17 protein-coding genes and 1 pseudogene are annotated in these 13967 nt (G+C 64.0%); 10 read left to right on the top strand and 8 right to left on the bottom strand.

Annotation, left to right across the window (positions count from 1 at the left end; genetic code table 11):
* From ACFRAU_RS25145 to ACFRAU_RS25115, 7 genes and pseudogenes are all read left to right on the top strand, one after another.
* Positions 1–375 (top strand): annotated as a pseudogene (locus tag ACFRAU_RS25145) (transcriptional regulator); the annotation flags it as partial.
* Between the two features lie 766 nt (positions 376–1141).
* Positions 1142–1732: a molybdopterin-dependent oxidoreductase gene (locus ACFRAU_RS25140; RefSeq protein WP_378001902.1), complete on the top strand. Its 591-nt coding sequence runs from the start codon at positions 1142–1144 to the stop codon at positions 1730–1732.
* 10 nt (positions 1733–1742) lie between these two features.
* Positions 1743–2480, top strand: coding sequence for a ferredoxin reductase (locus ACFRAU_RS25135; RefSeq protein ID WP_378001901.1), 738 nt, complete (start codon positions 1743–1745; stop codon positions 2478–2480).
* Entirely contained in the window at positions 2477–2809 is a 333-nt protein-coding gene (locus ACFRAU_RS25130) for a DUF6510 family protein (RefSeq protein WP_378001900.1), read from the top strand. Before ACFRAU_RS25135 ends, ACFRAU_RS25130 begins: the two co-directional genes overlap by 4 nt.
* A gap of 283 nt (positions 2810–3092) precedes the next feature.
* Entirely contained in the window at positions 3093–3488 is a 396-nt protein-coding gene (locus ACFRAU_RS25125; RefSeq protein ID WP_378001899.1) for a hypothetical protein, read from the top strand.
* Between the two features lie 36 nt (positions 3489–3524).
* Complete coding sequence (locus ACFRAU_RS25120; RefSeq protein ID WP_378001898.1) at positions 3525–4709, top strand: cation:proton antiporter; 1185 nt, start codon at positions 3525–3527, stop codon at positions 4707–4709.
* A gap of 494 nt (positions 4710–5203) precedes the next feature.
* Positions 5204–5497 (top strand): hypothetical protein, encoded by a 294-nt coding sequence (locus ACFRAU_RS25115; protein WP_378001897.1) that lies wholly within the window; start codon positions 5204–5206, stop codon positions 5495–5497.
* A gap of 37 nt (positions 5498–5534) precedes the next feature.
* On the opposite strand, the gene ACFRAU_RS25110 is transcribed toward ACFRAU_RS25115, so the two are convergent.
* A complete protein-coding gene (locus ACFRAU_RS25110; RefSeq protein ID WP_378001896.1) occupies positions 5535–6092 on the bottom strand; it encodes a hypothetical protein in 558 nt (185 codons plus the stop codon).
* 210 nt (positions 6093–6302) lie between these two features.
* Here ACFRAU_RS25110 and ACFRAU_RS25105 point away from each other — a divergent pair, with 210 nt between their 5' ends.
* Together ACFRAU_RS25105 and ACFRAU_RS25100 are read left to right on the top strand one after the other, a co-directional pair.
* Complete coding sequence (locus tag ACFRAU_RS25105) at positions 6303–7202, top strand: DNA/RNA non-specific endonuclease (RefSeq protein WP_378001895.1); 900 nt, start codon at positions 6303–6305, stop codon at positions 7200–7202.
* Positions 7203–7249: 47 nt separating this feature from the next.
* Positions 7250–7498: a hypothetical protein gene (locus ACFRAU_RS25100; protein ID WP_378001894.1), complete on the top strand. Its 249-nt coding sequence runs from the start codon at positions 7250–7252 to the stop codon at positions 7496–7498.
* A 294-nt stretch (positions 7499–7792) separates the two neighbouring features.
* On the opposite strand, the gene ACFRAU_RS25095 is transcribed toward ACFRAU_RS25100, so the two are convergent.
* The 5 genes from ACFRAU_RS25095 to ACFRAU_RS25075 all read right to left on the bottom strand — a co-directional run bounded on the left by ACFRAU_RS25095 (position 7793) and on the right by ACFRAU_RS25075 (position 11835).
* Positions 7793–8014, bottom strand: a complete 222-nt coding sequence (locus tag ACFRAU_RS25095; protein WP_378001893.1) for a hypothetical protein — start codon at positions 8012–8014, stop codon at positions 7793–7795.
* Positions 8015–8048: 34 nt separating this feature from the next.
* Positions 8049–9575 carry a hypothetical protein gene (locus ACFRAU_RS25090; protein ID WP_378001892.1) on the bottom strand — a complete coding sequence of 509 codons (1527 nt, stop codon included), beginning with the start codon at positions 9573–9575 and terminating at the stop codon, positions 8049–8051.
* A 58-nt stretch (positions 9576–9633) separates the two neighbouring features.
* Positions 9634–10440: a hypothetical protein gene (locus tag ACFRAU_RS25085; protein ID WP_378001891.1), complete on the bottom strand. Its 807-nt coding sequence runs from the start codon at positions 10438–10440 to the stop codon at positions 9634–9636.
* Between the two features lie 241 nt (positions 10441–10681).
* Positions 10682–10960: a hypothetical protein gene (locus ACFRAU_RS25080; RefSeq protein WP_378001890.1), complete on the bottom strand. Its 279-nt coding sequence runs from the start codon at positions 10958–10960 to the stop codon at positions 10682–10684.
* Positions 10961–11118: 158 nt separating this feature from the next.
* On the bottom strand, positions 11119–11835 hold the full coding sequence (locus ACFRAU_RS25075) for a biosynthetic peptidoglycan transglycosylase (protein WP_378001889.1): 717 nt from the start codon (positions 11833–11835) through the stop codon (positions 11119–11121).
* 640 nt (positions 11836–12475) lie between these two features.
* On the opposite strand from ACFRAU_RS25075, the gene ACFRAU_RS25070 reads away from it, so the two are divergent.
* The gene (locus ACFRAU_RS25070) at positions 12476–12727 is read left to right on the top strand and encodes a helix-turn-helix domain-containing protein (RefSeq protein WP_378001888.1); all 252 of its coding nucleotides are present in this window, start codon (positions 12476–12478) and stop codon (positions 12725–12727) included.
* Positions 12728–12795: 68 nt separating this feature from the next.
* Here the strand turns inward: ACFRAU_RS25070 and ACFRAU_RS25065 are convergent, their stop codons facing one another.
* Together ACFRAU_RS25065 and ACFRAU_RS25060 are read right to left on the bottom strand one after the other, a co-directional pair.
* A complete protein-coding gene (locus tag ACFRAU_RS25065) occupies positions 12796–13254 on the bottom strand; it encodes a hypothetical protein (RefSeq protein ID WP_378001887.1) in 459 nt (152 codons plus the stop codon).
* Positions 13255–13264: 10 nt separating this feature from the next.
* Positions 13265–13807: a hypothetical protein gene (locus ACFRAU_RS25060; protein ID WP_378001886.1), complete on the bottom strand. Its 543-nt coding sequence runs from the start codon at positions 13805–13807 to the stop codon at positions 13265–13267.
* Positions 13808–13967: the final 160 nt, after the last annotated feature.

The following is a 13967-nucleotide window of genomic DNA, read 5'->3' as shown; positions in this document are numbered from 1 at the left end:
CGCGATTTCGACACCGCCAAACACAACGTCGTCGCGCTCCTGCACGCCGCAACGGCCCGGGACCCGTATGACAAAGAGCTGATCGAGATCATCGGCACGCTCTCAACCCAAAGCGAGGAATTCCGTTCACTCTGGGCATCCCACGACGTCTACCGCTACCGGTCCGGGCAAAAAATGCTCACCCATTCGGCCGTCGGCGACCTCGAATTCGGCTACGAATCATTCGAACTCTCCACAGACCCGGGACTCGTCATGCTCGTCTACACCGTGGAACCCGGATCCGCGACAGCCGACGCCATGCGAATCCTCGCCAGCTGGACCGCACCGGCCCTCCACTCCACTGATATGACGGCCGGAAACCACTCCAGCTGCTAGTTTGCGCGGTTCATCCGTCCATTCCACGAGGCCATAAGTTCCCGTGGATCTGATCGCACCGCTAACTGAGGATTCAGACGTGCGCTCCTGGGTGCCCGTGTCCATGGACACCATTCCAGAAGCATGCGGAGCGGCGCTGCTGCGGCCATCTGAGCACGCGAGAAGCCCCGCAGGGTGAGGTTCTGCGGGGCTTCCCTGCAACGTACCCGGTGCATTGTCTTTCGGGTGCGCCGCCGCTGAAGCTGCTTCGTACGGCGTTGACGCAGCTGCTTCAGGAACCGGCAGTATTACCGCTGCCCCGGCGGCCAGCTCGGTAGTGAACGCTACCTCCCGGCCCGCTAAAGCTTCTCGCCCGAACCTTGGAGAAAACCGTCGAACCCTATGGGCAGGCGTTCGGGCGGTTTAAGAGAACGCGGCTACCGACAAAGTGGATGACCTGACCAGCGTCCCGTCACTGGCTTCCTCCCGCCGCCGCTGAAGCCATGCCGCCAGGGTGTGCTCCGCCTCGGTGCTGCCGGGCCGCGATGGGTACCGGCCAGTCTCCTGCATGAACACCACGGGCTCGCGCATGCCCTCCAGACCCTAAGCCGTTGCCTTGTGTGCCGTCTTCAGGGCAGCGGCCGCCACGTGCACCGGCTGCAGCTCCGGGTCTTCGGCCCCGGCGGCGGCAGCTTCCCGTTGATGTCTGGACCCCGTTCGGCCGTTGCCCTATCGTTGGGGCATCAACGGTCGTTGGCCGGGTGGAGCTCCACTGCGGAGGTGCATCATGGGTATCATTTCTTCCGGTTTCCGTGGACGGCGGTCCGAGAATCCTGCTTTGCCTCCCGGGCAGCATGAGACGCAGGACTTTCCTGTCCTAACGGCGGGGCCTGCTCCGCTGATCCCCATTGACGAATGGGAGTTTTTCATAACCGTGGAGAATGGCCGGCGGCTCTCCTGGTCCTGGAACGAATTCATGGGCTTGCCGCAGGAGGAAATCACCAAGGACATTCACTGTGTGACCAGCTGGTCAAAACTGGGGACAGTGTGGCGTGGAGTTTCGTTGGACACGTTCTTTGAAAATGTCGAAACGATCAGCGATTTCGCCACGGCCCATTCCTTCGGCGGTTACACAACTAATGTTCCCCTGTGGGATCTCCTGGACGGCAAGGCCTGGGTGGTGTGGGAGTTCGATGGAGAACCGCTTGCACGGGCCCACGGCGGGCCGGCACGGCTTCTGGTGCCGCATCTGTACTTCTGGAAAAGCGCTAAATGGATTCACGGCCTGGAACTGACACGGGAAGACGTTCCCGGTTTCTGGGAATCGAATGGCTACCATCTTCACGGTAATCCCTGGCGCGAGGAGCGGTACTCGTGAGGCACTTGCCGTGAGCTCTCTATGGCATGTCGCTGAAGTGGTTGGCGGGTCCCTGGAAAACGCCACGGCCCGGACCATTAGGCTGCGCGTGGATGGTTTGATGGGACACCTGGCCGGCCAGCACATTGACATCCGCCTTACCGCCGAGGACGGGTACACCGCCATCCGTTCGTACTCGGTGGCGTCCGCAGGCACGGATGAGCATCTGGAAATCACCGTTGACGAGCTGCCTGACGGCGAAGTGTCGCCTTACCTTGTCCGGGACCTGGCCGTCGGGGACCGGTTGGAAATCCGCGGGCCTGTGGGCGGCTGGTTTGTCTGGCGGCCCAGCAATGGGAACCGGGTGCAGCTGATCGGGGGAGGGTCAGGTGTGGTGCCGCTGATGTCGATGATCCGCGCCCATCAGGCTTCCAGCAATGAGTCCCCATTCAGGTTGCTCTATTCCCTGAAGTCCCCCGAGACTTTGCTTTACCGGGATGAGCTGTACCGGTTGGATCAGGAATCAGCCAAGCTGGTGGTTGACTGCATCTATACGCGTTCGACGCCGGAGGGCTGGCCGGTCGCGCCGGCGCGCCTTACGGCGGATGCCCTTTTGGGCAAGATCTTCCCGGCTGAGGAGAATCCGGACGTATTTGTGTGCGGCCAAACGGTTTTCGTGGAGACCGTTGCGGACTGGCTGGTGATGGCGGGCTACTCGCCGGAGTCGATAAAGACCGAACGGTTTGGCGGGACGGGAGGTATCCGGTGAACGGCGCCGACGATTTCGTTGTCCCCGAGTCCGGGGACCAGGACCTTGCAGCATCAGCCCATGACCCGATCGCGCATGTGGACGGGAACGCCACGGCCGGGGCCCTGTCCGAAGTGTTCCGGATCGACATCATCGCTGCGCTCGGGCGCTGCAGGCATTGCGGCTCAGTCAGGGCTTTCGGCGAGGCCATGGTTTTTTCCGACGCACCCGGTATCGTGGTCCGCTGTCGCGACTGCCAGGGCGTGCTGCTGAGACTGGTAGAAACACCAAGCCATTATTGGCTGGATTTGAGCGGCCTCAGCTACCTGGAGATCGACCGCGGCGAGTAGGCCGATCGCCTCGACCTGCTTTGGCGGACCATCCAGGACTTTCCGCGCGGTGCACAGGTTTCGTCCACGGCTGCGACCTGGCCTTCGGCTTGAGAATGAAGCGGGAACCGGTTTTGCAGGCCGAAAGACACCGCCCATGAGGTCAGGGAGCCGCCGCCGAAGAAAGTCTGGAGTTCCGGCGTTTCGGCAGCCCGGATCGGGCGGGTCGTCCGTGCCGTCATTTCGGCCGTGCAGTTAATGTAGCCACCATCGCTAGACTGTGACTGGTCAAGGAGTACATGGGATGCATGACGATAACGACGGTGCTGTCCGTTGGTTGGCGGAGCCCGAGGCACAGGACTATCCCGGCGCGGCGGCGTATCTTTCGTTACTCGAAGCCGACGACGTTGTGGCCACCATCGTCGCCGCGCTCGTGGAGGCTCCCATCCAGCACCGCAAGGCCAAGGACATTCTCCGGGCCGCGGGGCTGGTGCTGCTTCCCGAGGACAACCCGCACGTGGCCTCGGATCTGAAGAAGATCCGGGACGGCAAAAGGCTCTCGCCCATCCTGATGGTCAGGGGCGACCTGGCGCGGGGCATACCGGCGCAGGTGGCCGACGGCTACCACCGCGTTTGCGCCAGCTATTACACGGACGAAAACACCGACATTCCACTCAAGCTGGCCCACGCGCCCCGGTAACCGCCCCAGATCAGCTGCGCCGGCAGAAGGAGGAATGTGTCGTTCTTTCAGCTTTCACTGATCGCCGCGGTCGGGCTCATGGGGCCGCTGCTGGCTCTTCCCCGAAAGTGGCACCTTCCCGTGGTACTGGGGCAGTTGCTGGCTGGTATCGCCATCGGACGCACGGGCCTGAACCTGGTGAATGCTGCGGACCCCACGTTCAGCTTTGTTGCAGACGTCGGGTTTGCCCTCATCATGTTCGTCGCCGGAACACATGTCCCGGTACGGGACCGGGCCATCCGCCCCTCACTGGGTACAGGAGCCCTGCGGGCCGGCATCGCCGCTGTGCTGGCGGCCGCTGTCGGAACCCTCATTGCCTTTGCCTTTGGCACCGGACATGCTCCGCTGTACGCCGTTCTGCTCGCTTCCTCGTCGGCAGCCCTGGTTCTGCCGATCGTCGATTCGCTGCGACTGACCGGACCCAAGGTCCTGACGACGACGGCGCAGGTAGCGATAGCCGACATCGCCTGCATTATTGCCCTTCCCCTTGCTGTCGACCCTCCCAACGCGCCGAGGGCAGCCGTTGGGGCAGCCGTCGTCGCGGTATGTGCCGCAGTTTTGTTCTTTGTCCTACGCTGGCTGGAGCGCAGCGGCACGCGCGGGCGCGTGCACGATGTGTCTGAGGACCGGAAGTTCGCCATGGAACTAAGGATCCAACTGGCCTTGCTCTTCGCACTCTCCGGACTTGCCGTCGCGGGCCACGTTTCCATCATGCTGGCCGGGTTCTCGTTCGGCCTGGTGGTCGCCGCTGTGGGCGAGCCCCGGCGGCTGGCCCATCAGCTCTTCGCGGTCAGTGACGGCTTTCTCGGGCCGGTGTTCTTCGTCTGGCTGGGCGCATCACTGGATCTGCGCACCCTCGCGGGAAGCCCCCGAATGATCCTCCTCGGGCTTTGCCTGGGGCTGGGAACGCTGCTGGTCCACGGAACCCTGCGGCTGTTCGGCCAGCCCCTGCCGCTCGCGGTGCTTGCAGCCTCCCAGTTGGGCGTGCCGGTCGCCGCCGCCGCTATCGGCTCCCAACTGCACTTGCTCGAACCCGGTGAAGCAGCGGCCATGATCCTCGGAGCACTGATCACCATCATGGCAAGCACCGCCGCAGGTTCACTTGCGGCCGGGAAGTTCACCCGGCCTGCCCCGGCGCCTGCGGGCAAGCCACCCGGGCGCGGGCCGACCTCGCCCGCGTAATCCGCCCTGGGATACGACCTTGGCGGGCGGGGCAGGGCGCCACCCCGGACATCGAACACTCCAAGGCCCTGCGGGTGCTCGAACACAGGGACATTGCCCCGCTCGCGTACCCCACCTGGAATCCGTCGGTCCCGGCAAGCTGTGCCTCGTCGCGGGGGTGCAGCTGCCTGGCGACCATCCGGAAGACGAAGTGGCCGTGGCGCTGCGCCGGAATCGAGCGCGAACCGGAGCACCACGAAACGGCGGAGGAGGCCATGCTGACGCTGGCGACGCCGGACGAAATCCTCCGTTTCCAAGGGCACGTGGAGGCAGAGCACAATCCGGGACGAGCCGTGCGCGCCACGGCCCGGCGGCCCGTAGCCGGCAGGGTGACGCGCTGGCCCCGTACTTCGGGATCTTTGCGCCAGTTTTGTTCGGGATCGTCGGAGTCCTGCCGGAGTGACACGCGGGACGCGCGTCCGCAATATGTCGTACCCAAGGAGCACCATAGTTCTATGACGGCTCCAACGGTTGATGCGGCCATCCACGAACTAATGGATCTCGCCTGGAATCTTGTCTATGACCTGCTGCAGGAGCGTGGACTGCTCGGTGAGGGGTTCTTCGTCGAGGAGTACACCGGGATCCATTCCTGGGTGCAGGACCTGACCCGGTACACCGTCGTCCACTCCCGGGCGGTGGCGGTTCTGTTCGTGGGCACCCGCCCGGTGGACGCGATCCCGTTTCATCACGACCTGCTCGGCGCCGACGACCCGACGAGCTTCTTCGGTGTTCCTGATTCCCGTCGCTAGCCAACCGGCAGGGTTCGGGCCATGGCCTTGACGGTGCTCACCGCGTGTGGACGGCCGCGGAGCGGGCCAGGTCATGGAGGTAGTCGGCCAAAGGGACAGTCTGCTGTCCGGGTCCGGCAATGATCAGGTCGCCGTGCCGCGTCATGGCCAGGGCATCGCCCCGGGGTTCCTCTGCGTTCCTTGCAGCAAGGATGAACTGCTCGTACCGGTCTGCGATGGAGGGACAGCTGACGGGAAGCAGCCGGCGTGGACTGCCGCCGACCTGAACCGGGTGGTTGCGGACCAGACGCCCGGAGCCGTCCAGCACAATCTCGGCGACCGCCATGTTGGGACCGGCATCTGTCAGGCGGCTGTCGTGATCCAGCCTGCCCAGCACGTATGCAGGGGGCCAGCGCCGCCCGCGCGGGTCGGTAACCGCGATGGGCGTCAACCCGGCGGCACGGAGGGAAGCTACGACTGTTCCGACAAGTTCTGCCAGCCGGGGTTCCACCCGGGCACGCAGGTCCTTGCCAGCTGCAGGCAGCAAGTTGATGAGGGCCGGAGGAGCCGGGTTTCGGTGGAATGCCCGCGCGAGAAATCCCGCTGAAATCGCCATGCCGGCCTCCTGTTGTGCGCCTCTCTGCTGAAGCGGTCACACCAGAGTGGGGTGTCGCGTCTGAGGCTGTCCAGACCTACGGGCAAGTAGGTCGAAATGTGCGCAATGTGACGGCCATCACGGATGCCTGGGGGTTTCGGCAAGGGAGCTGTCACCTGCCCTTCGTTCGTCGTTCATGGTGCGGCAAATGTCCGTTGCTAGTGTTCGGCCATGGACGAACTGCTGATAGTTCCAAGTGCGACCATCGAGGATCTGGCCAGCCGGCAGGGCTTCGACGAGGACTTCCTCGGGCGGCGCCTGTCACTGCCGCAGCTGGCAGGAGTGGAGACTGTCCTGCTGCCCTACACGCATTTCTCGGTGCTGATGCGCCTCGATAAGCGCCTCGCGGCCGTCACCTGTGTGGGCATTGACGGCAGCAGGCTGATGGACCTGGACCGGGACGGGATCAAGTGGCGGCTGGATCCCCGGCTCGCGGCGGACCTGCAGACGGGGGAGCGGGTCTACGCCAGGAATGACATCGACCGCGGCCACCTGGTCCGCAGGGCCTCTGCCGTATGGGGCGACACACTCGCCGAGGCCGCGCGAGCCAACGCCGACACCTTCCATTACACGAACGCCGAGCCGCAGGCGGCCAAGTTCAACCAAGGCATCGAGCTGTGGCTGGGTATCGAGGACTACCTGCAGGAACACGCCGCCCAGTACCGCCGCCGGCTCGTGGTGTTCACCGGCCCGATCTTCAGCAACCTCGATCCGGTGTACCGTGGCGTGGACATCCCGCTGGGCTACTTCAAGGTCGCCGCGTTCATTCACGAAGGCGAGCTGGCCGCGACCGGCTACGTCGTGGACCAGACTCCGCAGCTGGCGGAGCTGCCTGATGTTCCCCGGCCCGGCGCAGTGGAGGAAGCCCCGCCGCTTGGCCCGTTCCGCACCTTTCAGGCCCCCATCAGGGACATCGCCGGGCTCACCGGTCTGGACCTGGACCAGCTGGTTGCCGTGGACCGGATGCCCATCGCCGCCACCCTCGCTGCTGCCCGTGTCGGATCGACGTGGAGGCTGCTTGGGGATGTCGAAGACCTCGACCTGGACTTCGACCTGGAGGACCAGGTTTAGGGCTCCTGGAGACCCCGGAGTCATTCGAAGAATGGAAGGACCAAGTCATGATTAGCACTGACCACGTCGTTATCGGCTCCTGCGACGAACCTGCATCAGGGGATGCCATCGAAGCGTTCGATGGGAACACTCTGGTCTGCCGGGGTCCGGTGATCGAGATCCCTCCTGGCCATGGACTGTTCTGGATTCTGGACACTCTGACCGGGAGCTGCCGCCTTCTGGACATCGCGGAATTCCCGGTCGTGCATTTGCCGGCGAACTACCGTGAAGTCCAGCTCACCGCGCCCCGTCCGTAGTTCCGGTTGTACCGGTCCGGCTTGCCGGCAAGGCCACCTGAACGCGGGCTTCTGCTGAGGATGTTGTTGGCTGAAAGACATCCGCACCCAATCCGGGTCGAGTGCGTTGCGCTTCGATTGAGTCAGTGCGGTCATGCATGGTTTTGGGTGGGCGGCACGCTTGAGTTCGGCGTTGCTCCGGCGGAGGAACGTCATCAGCAGCCGGAAGCTGCGCAGTGCAGGAGAGCCTTAAGGTAATTCTGCGAGGATGCCGGGCTGTGCCTCGGCTGCCGTCACGTCAGAGACGGACCGCTGCTATGCCGTGCGGGGTCCCTGACCACTGCCACCAGCGCGTTCCAGAATGCGGTTGACTACTTTCTGGGCCTGCTGGCTGTCCTTGATGCCGGGGATTCCGCCGACTGTGGAACTCGCACCGGAATTGATGACGTATTCAGACGCCAGCGCCCTGCGAAGCGTCTCCTGAGGAGTGACGAGGCGGCGCGGTTTGGTTCCCCGTTGTTTTATCGAGCGGGCCATCGTCAGCTCCTTCCTTTGGCCTCATTCTATGGGTTCAGTCAAGGCTCTCATACTGTAAGTGATCTTCCGAGTCGCGTCCGGCATCTGTGACGAAGCGAACGAGGCGAATGGCCGCCCCAAGACACAGCGCGGCAACTGCGGCCCACAGAATGTTCCAGTACAGCGGGGCGAGAGGCACTGCTGCAGCGACCGCCATCAGCATGAGAACTATGGCGCACATGATCAGAACGACCCTCAGTGGGCCAAGCAGCATGACGCTCAGATCATGCTCTGGCGTCCTGCTGAGCCAGGAAAGCATCAACGCGGGCCCGATGAGCAGAATAGACGCCGAGGGAGACGGGATCCTGGCGTCCGGGGTGAGGACCGGAACCCGGAGCCACACCTGCAGCACATCGAACTTCAGGACGAGTGCTGCCAGAACGGCGGCAGTAACCAATACAACTGCCCAGATCGTAAAGGCATAAATGCCCTGCCTGGACGGAACAACTTCGACCAGGAAAATTCCTGCATCAAATCGGGACTGAGGGGAGAGCGCCACGTGACCCACGGCCCGCTCCCTTCTCCTGCTTCGCTTGATTGAAGGATCCTGTACTTCGTCTGCGTTCGCGTCCACCGGCCTCGTGTCCGGGTCCAAATCGGTGAGTCCCACGTACTTGACGGCCAGACCGGATGGAACTCTCACCTCGACGTGCTGACTCGCGGCGAAGCCGAAGTCGGGGACAGGGTTTCGGAAACCGACAGTTCGGGACTTGGCACGCTTTGATGGCAGGTCCAGTTCGGTGTCATGGGAATACTTCAGGATGATGCGTTTCCCAGCCAGCTCTGCATCAATCTCAGCCAGGAGCAGGAAGTTACCTGCCAGCTCAACCGCGAAGTGCCTGAAGACAGCCAAATCGAGTTCCTCGTCCGGGGTCATCCGCGGAGCTGTTTCCCTGGCCCCCTGTACCCAAACCAGAAAATCTTCTATGGCTTTACCCGCGGTGAGGCTGTCGGCGTGCACGAGTGCTGCCATATGCTCTCGACACTGTCTTTGGAGACAGCGGGCGTCCGCCAGCCATTCAGGGGCCAATTGCGTCAAAAACTCCAGCGCAAGGACGCTGTTCTCTTTGGCGCCCAGGACGCTCATGGGCTTGCTTGAGCTGTCCGCGGTGTCGAAGCCGCGAAACATCGCTTTCTGGATCAGTGCCAGTGGAACGATCATGCGCTCATGTGATCCGGCAATGACCAATTTCTTCGGGACTGTCAGGTCCAAGGAGACTTTCCGTCGACTGTCGCCTTTGGAACCCAACTCTAAGGTGTCGACGCGACGGTGTACCCAGGAGGGGGAGCCGATGATCAGTTGGGTCAGTTTTTTCCCCGTCGACAAATCCTCGCCTGTAGCGGAATTCGTCATCGTCTGTTCTCCCTCGTCCAGCAGTCGCACTTCAGCAAGACTACCGGCGAACTCCCGGGGATTGGTTTCACAGGCCCGCCGCGCAGTTCGATCTTCTCTGCGGCCAGTTCGTGGCGGTGGGCTTTGAGTGTTGGAGGTGAAGCCGGCTACCAGGGTCGCGCTCGTCACCGGTGAATTTCCTGTGTCCCGGCCGGCCGTTTCCGGCGGCCTGCCGCTATCGGATCAGCTACTCCGTGACTGGCGGATCGTCGGCGGAGCCGGGCAGCGCGGTGGTCCCCTCTGACCGGTCCTGCGTGGAGGCGATGACGGGGACCATGCCCGCGGCGAGCGTACCCAGTTGCGCGGCAGCGTCCAGGTCTGGTCCCGCGCTGTTGAAGGTGAGGTTGTCGCCGCCGATCACGAGAACTGTGCCGCTGCGGGCGACCGCCAGCCATGCGGTGTCATCCGGGTCGGCCGGGTCAAGCTGTTCGTGGTACATCGTGGCCTGTCCGGCGCGGAGCGTCAGCACGCCCGCGTCTGTCACCGGGCAGGTGACGTCCCCGGCAGCCGGGCCGGTGTCGCGCAATATCCCGCCGACGTCGGCGCCCATGGCCAACTGAAAGCCATTGCGGAGGAGTGCGGTGACCAGCGCGGACGTCAGCTCCCCTCCGGGTTCCCGAAAGGACATCATCGGCAGGTATGTGAAGACCAGGGCCGCTGTGGAGCTGCCGGTGAGCGGGTTCTGGAGGATGAGTCTGGCAGCCTGGGGCGTGAACTCGATCGGCGAGCTGTGTCCCACAGTGAACGTCAAGGCGGGCGGGCGGCAGACGCGGTGGCAGATCTGTGTTTCGAAGCTGAAGTATTCGGTGCCATCCTCGTGCGTGCCGCCCGTAACGTCGACCGATAAGGCCAGTGGAGTCCGCGCTGTTACGGGCATATGGCATGCCGCGCATTCCGTAGCGGCGGCCGCGGCAGCCGCCGCGTATGTCGTCGTGGACCGGCCCTTGAAGGACTCCAGGTCCGGGTCCCATTCGACGCTGCTGGTGGCTGGCATGTTCCCAACATATTAGTAAGCAAGCTGATAATCAATGAATCCGGCCGCTTCGATGAACGGTGCATGGTAAGTATGCCCAGGTAAGCAACTGGACGATGGTACGGCGCGGGCAGCCCAGGTGCGGCATAGGGAGCGGTATCCAAAAACTTGCGATAAGGGCGGGAGGGGTGAGCTCGGTTCTCTTTCACCCAGGGGGGCTTATGCCCGCTGCTGCCCCATGCCGCCCAGGCGCTGGCCGGTTCTACAGCGGCCGGCCCCTCCACGATTCCTTGTCTACCCGCTTGATCTGACCGGCTGGAAACCACTCCACCTGGTAGTTGCGCTGTTCATCCGTCCATTCCACGAGGCCATAGGTTCTCGTGTATCTGATCGCGCGACCGTAAACCTCGCCCGCCCGGACAAGAGGTTCCGTCCCGGCAGTGAACTCCATGATCTTGCCGTCGTCCGGCTTGGGATGACGCTTCTCTGCCTCCAGCCGGGTCATCATGCGCCCGAAGCCGCCCTCATCGAACTTGTTCACCCTACAATCTTAGAACATATATTCGAATCCGCTGCGGCCACGCAGCTGAGAGGCGGTTGGTTGATTTGCGGCCCTGCCACGAGTCCAGGGCCCGGAATCAGTGAACAAATAGGGGCGATTGTTGGCCGTCGAGGGCGCCATCATCGGAATCTTTGAGGTCAGCCGAAGTCTGCTGCAAGGCGTTCCTTCACGCTGTCCGGCATGGTGGAGCAGGCGTCATCGTTCCCCAGAGTGTCTGAGTGGTCGCTGGCGGTATCGGTGATGCCGACAGTTGCCACTGCGGCCTGCCATCCGCCCATGCCTTCAAGCTGCTGGGGCACCCACACGTTGGCAGCCCCGTTGATCAGATCCCATGCCTTTCGGTTGGCGTTCGGACCCAGATCGATGCCGCCCTGGGGTGCCCGGCGCACCAGGTCGGGCAGAGGCAGAACACCCATCAGCTGCGCCGACTGATACTCGGTCATGTTCCACGGCGGCGTGTCGAAGTAGTACCAGCTCGCGGCGCAGGCTCCGTAGAGGCCGGGGCCGAACTGGGCGTAGTTCAGATAGAGCTCCAGGACGCGCTTGTCGTCGAGGGTGTAGGCGTACTGGGTGGCGAGGCCGGCCTCGAGTGCTTTGCGCACCGCGGTGGGGTTCTCGCGTTCCTCCCAGAGGAACATGTTTTTGACGAGCTGCTGGGGGATAGTGGATCCGCTCGGGTCCGGCTCACCCCGCATGAAGGCCCCGGCACGGGCTTGCAGGTCCGCCCAGTCAAAGGCGCCGGCGCGGGAACCGAGCTGCTCATCCTCGTGGGCGATGGTGGAGGCCAGCAGGAAGCGGCTCATGTGGTCGAGCGAAACGAACTGGTAGACGACGGGCTCTTTGGACTGGAGCATGTAGGCGGTCCTCGGGGCGGTATATCCGGCCTCGACGATGAACGCGTACACCTGGAGAAGGAGTACCGGGGCGAGCAGGGCAGCGATGATCCTCCACAGCCACCGCGGCCTTCGCTTTCTCCTGGTTGGCGGCTGGTCGGCTGCAGGCTCCGGCCGATGCCCTGGAACCGCCGTGGGAGTCGCCTCAGGCAGGGGCTGGACGGTGACTGGCGGGAGGCCCGCGGCTGAGGCTGGCCTGCCCGCCGGTGACTGAAACTCAGGAACCGGCCGCTGCCCCGGAGGTTGCCCAGCCAGCCGTGAGGTGGTTGTGGTCGGTGTACTGTCCATCGGCCTGCCTCACTGAATCTGCACCTTCCCTGTCGGGGAAGGGGTCCATTGATTGTAATCGGCTGCGCCGCGGCCGGTGCCGGCCATGCCCTCCCGCCGCCTGCTTTCGCCAGCGCTGAAAGACGTGAGCGGGAGGCCGGGGTCAGCCCAATTTGGCGTCCCTGAGTGCACATCGAGGCCGGCGGGCCTTGGCCGCGTTGGATCCAAGGCAGGGAAATCTTCCGGGTGCGTCGTGGAAAAAGGCACGGGGGAGTAGTGTGTCGGCCTGCGGCGCTGTCCGCCATGGAGCCGGTAGACGCATAGCATGAAGACCGTGACCGAAGAATCAGAGCCGCGCCGTCGCTTCCTGACGGTGGAGCAAGTCTCAGAGGAGCTCAATGTCGGGGTCCCGCAGATCCGCGCACTGCTCAGGAGCGGAGAGCTGCGCGGCATCCAGGTGGGTGGCCGCGGCGTGTGGCGTATCGGGGCCAACGACGTGGAAGACTTTATCGTCGAGGCGTACCTGCGCACGGCGGAGCGGATCGCCACCGGTGACCTGACAATCGACGGAGAGCCGGACCGGTAGACAGTGGCTTCCGGCGGCCTTGCCGGTCCGGACCGGGCTGGGTGCATGGCGCACAGACCATGCGCCTGTCAGCGCGGCTTCGTGCTCCACCGGAGCAACAGATACAGCAGCCACATCGTGCATGCGACGGGCAGCACAACCGACAGCGGCTGGCCGGTGCCTGCGAATGCCGCGAACCAGGCCCAGGCAATGCACGTGATCACCGCAGTCGTGATCAGCGTTTTGCGGGTGACCGGATAGGACGGCAGGTCAATTCCCTCGGCGCGCAGTTGCCGGGTTTCCAGGACTGCCCCGTGGATCAAGGGCCCGAAAAGGGCAATCAGACCGGCGACCATGAGCAGTGAGCGCCACGGCTGCGCGATCCCGGCTGCTTCCAGAACTTCCCCAAGCAGCCAGCCCACGAGGAGGAACCACAGGAGCCCCCAGGCAACCAGCCGCCTGCGTTTGGGCGGCATGCCGTCCAGCGAGTCCGGCGGCCATGACTGCCACTCGTACTTGTTGCCGTCCTTGCCGTCCCCCGCTGCCATGTCCGCCCCCTTACTTTCCCGGCTCCAGGAGTTTGAGGCCGTTGTCGCTGGCGGCCAGCTGCAGGGGTCCCTGATCGGTTTCCATGCTGACGATCTTCCACTGCCGTCTGACGTCCGCCGGCCGCTTGGCCGGTGCCGCCACTGGCTTGGGCGCGCCGAGGAGAGAGAACGTGCTGATGGGCCCCGATGGCTCCGTGTCGACGTACAGCGCCTGGAACCTGATGGTTCCGTCCCTGACTTCGGCGTATCCGGGTTTCCAGCGGTCCTGCAGCGAACCGGGAATCGCGTTAGGACGCCTGGTCGCGCATTCGATGAGGCCCCGCTCGGCGTCGGAAGCCAGCCTGGCCCTTCGCTCCGGCAGGGCCAGCCAGTTGAAGAAGAGGACTGTGGGCACTGTGAGACCGATACCGATCAGGAGGGACGGCCAGAAACCCAGGTCGCGGTGGAGGACATTAGCGACAGTAAAGCCCAGATAGCCGCCGAGCACGGCCAGCACTTCGCAGGTTTTCTCCCGGCGGCTGCGGGGCGCCGGGCTGAGCGTCTCGGCTGCCATCTGAGCTTCCTCGTCCTGGTGGTCACCGGAAAGAGATTGTCCGCCGGGCCCGTTAGCTGGGGGGAGTATCACGGGCCCGGCGAGCTGAAGCTGCGGTTCGTGGCTACCTGTGCTTCAGCGACACGTTCAGTGTGCGGGAAGCACATTGTGGAATGCCGGG

The organism is Arthrobacter sp. NPDC056691 (assembly GCF_042791415.1).
Taxonomy (GTDB): Bacteria; Actinomycetota; Actinomycetes; order Actinomycetales; family Micrococcaceae; genus Arthrobacter.
Note: the sequence above shows the minus strand (reverse complement) of the source record. Positions and strands in the feature narration are given on the sequence as shown.